2 protein-coding genes are annotated in these 2,637 nt (G+C 65.2%); both read right to left on the bottom strand.

Features of this window, described 5'->3' with window-relative positions:
• Window positions 1–428: 428 nt before the first annotated feature.
• Window positions 429–1,598: an IS91 family transposase gene (locus BN2475_RS14640; protein ID WP_094780239.1), complete on the bottom strand. Its 1,170-nt coding sequence runs from the start codon at window positions 1,596–1,598 to the stop codon at window positions 429–431.
• A 21-nt stretch (window positions 1,599–1,619) separates the two neighbouring features.
• Window positions 1,620–2,495, bottom strand: a complete 876-nt coding sequence (locus BN2475_RS14645) for a site-specific integrase (RefSeq protein ID WP_094780240.1) — start codon at window positions 2,493–2,495, stop codon at window positions 1,620–1,622.
• Between the last annotated feature and the right edge of the window lie 142 nt (window positions 2,496–2,637).

Genomic DNA, 2,637 nt, shown 5'->3' on the forward strand with positions numbered 1-2,637 from the left:
CACCGTCCCTTGCAGACCTTCGGCCGGGTTTGCTGGGTTGCGGTGGTGCCTGTCTTTGCCGGGCAAGGTCCACGATCGTTTAGGTTTATTCGATGCCTGCCATCGGCCGCATGAATGTGCATACCTCCGCGCATGTCGGCAGGCGTCGAATAAACCCGATGGAGGAAACCGCGGAGTGCCCCAATGCGGTTGAAGGCTGCGCGGCTATGGCGATTGTTCGGCCGGGATGCTCAATCGTGTCGGGTGCAGCTCGAGGAGGTCGGATGCTGGCTGGGCGCTGACAGCGTAGCGAAGCGGTGCTGTGGTGTAATCGCGATGACGGGGCGGACGTGCGAGGTGCCTGGCGAAGCGACACGCGCAAGCGTCCGCCTGTGGGCCACGTTGCCGCAGCGCCAACGTTGGACAGACCGATCGGGGAACCGTGTTACTCATGTCTGGTCCCGGTGCAGTGGCGGTGCGCGGATCGGGGCGCTGCGCGCGAGCACGTCGATGACGATCATCGGCGCGCCGCAGTGCCGGCAGATGAAGACGGGCCGGGTAGCGGTGGTGGTGGTGTCCGGTGACGAGGCGATGGCGGGTTCGGCGTGCAGCAGCTCACGCACCTTCGCGAGACTGGCTCGTCGGACCGGGTTGGCGAGCAGTCCGTAGTGACGGATCCGATGGAAACCACCGGGCAGCACATGGAGCAGGAAGCGGCGCATGAATTCGCCGGCCTCCAGCGTCATGGTCTTGTAGCGGGTGTGCCCCTTCGCGCGATAGTCCTTCCAGCGGAACGTCACGCCGCGCTCGTCGAAGGCGACCAGGCGCTGGTTGGAGATGGCGACGCGGTGCGTGTAGCGTGAGAGGTACTCGAGCACGGCCTTCGGTCCGGCGAACGGGCGCTTGGCGTAGACCACCCATTCGCAGGTACGTAGCGGCGCCAGCCACCGGGCAAAGGTGGCGGCGTCAGCGAGCTCAGCGTACTCGCCGAAGAACTGCAACTGGCCATGCCTATAGGCCACTTCGAGCGCTTCGAGGAAGCGTCGGCGGAACAGGCGTGAGAGCACGCGTACCGGCAGGAAGAAGCCCGGCCGGCAGGCGATCCAGCGCTCACCGTCAGGTGACAGGCCGCCACCCGGTACGATGCCATGCACGTGTGGATGATGCGTGAGTGCTGAACCCCAGGTATGCAGTACGAGCGTGGCCCCGATCTGGGCGCCGAGGTGTCTGGGATCTGCGGCGATCGTGCGCAGCGTGTCGGCGGCGATGTCGAGCAGCAGGCCGTAGATGATCCGCTTGTTGTACCAGGCGATCGCACTGACGGATGCGGGAAGCGTGAAGACGACGTGGAAGTATTCGACGGGTAGCAGATCGGCCTGGCGTGCCTCCAGCCAGCGGTGTGCGGCGCTGGCCTGGCACTTCGGGCAATGCCGGTTGCGACAGGAGTTGAAGGACACCTCTGAGCTTGCGCAGCCTGAACAGCGCAGCACATGTCCGCCCAGTGCCGCCGTGCGGCACCGTTCGATGGCCGACATGACCTTCAGCTGCCCCAGACTCAGGTGTGCGGTGGCTTGCCACGCTGGCCCGTGGCTGCGGAAGATGTCCGCAACCTCCAGCATGAGGCGCTACAGCACGCGGGCCTACTCGGAGGGCAGACGGTCCAGCGGACTGGTGACCTCGCGCAGCAGGTCGGTGGCCACCTGGACGTAGAGCGCGGTGTTCTCGAGCTTCGCATGGCCGAGCAGCACCTGGATCACGCGGATGTCCACCTTCTGTTCAAGGAGGTGTGTCGCGAAGCTATGCCGCAGCGTGTGCATGGACACGCGCTTATCGATGTTCGCAGCCTCGGCGGCGGCATGAATGGCGCGGTTCAGTTGCCGCGTGCTGAGCTGATCGAGCGGGTTGAGCCCGGGAAACAGCCACCCGCCATCAAGCATCCTGCCCTGCACACGGGCCACGCGCCACCACACACGCAGGCGCTCGAGCAGCACCGGCGAGAGCATTGCGTAGCGGTCACGGCGGCCCTTGCCCTGCTCGATACGCAGTGTCATGCGTTCGCTGTCGACGTCGGTGACCTTCAGCGCTACCACTTCGCTGGCGCGTAGCCCCGCGCCGTACGCGACCGACAGCGCGGTCTGGTGCTTCAGGTTGCCGGCGGCCTCGATAAGCCTCCGCACTTCATCGGGGCTGAGCACGACGGGCAAGACGCGGGGCACGCGCACGGGTCGCATCCTGACCATCAGCTCGGGCCGGTCGAGCGTGACCGTGAAGAAGAACTTCAGTCCGGTGATCGCATGGTTCAGCGACACGGCCGATGTGCCATGATCGACGAGATAGAGCTGGTAGCGGCGCAGGTCCTCGACGGTGGCCGTGTCAGGTGAGCGCCCGAGAAACCGGGCGAACTCACGCACGATGTGCAGGTAGATGTCCTGCGTCTTGGGGGCGAGCTGGCGCATGCGCATGTCGTCGATCATGCGCTGGCGCAGCGGACTGACGTTTGACTGGGAGGAGGTCATGATAGGGCTCCTGCTGGAGAACGAGGCGGATTGCCTCATTCGCCAACATAAAGTGGAATAGCCTAGACTAAATCTGACAGTGGTCGGTTTCTCGTGCTGTTGCGCGTGGGCGCGGAGGACGTAGTCCGAAGCGGCAACGCGC

The sequence above is a fragment of the Paraburkholderia ribeironis genome (assembly GCF_900019265.1).
Lineage (GTDB): Bacteria > Pseudomonadota > Gammaproteobacteria > Burkholderiales > Burkholderiaceae > Paraburkholderia > Paraburkholderia ribeironis.

Excerpts from the sequence above, each read along its gene's own strand:
- BN2475_RS14640 (WP_094780239.1), bottom strand. The coding sequence starts at position 1,598 with ATGCTGGAGGTTGCGGACATCTTCCGCAGCCACGGGCCAGCGTGGCAA.
- BN2475_RS14645 (WP_094780240.1), bottom strand. The coding sequence starts at position 2,495 with ATGACCTCCTCCCAGTCAAACGTCAGTCCGCTGCGCCAGCGCATGATC.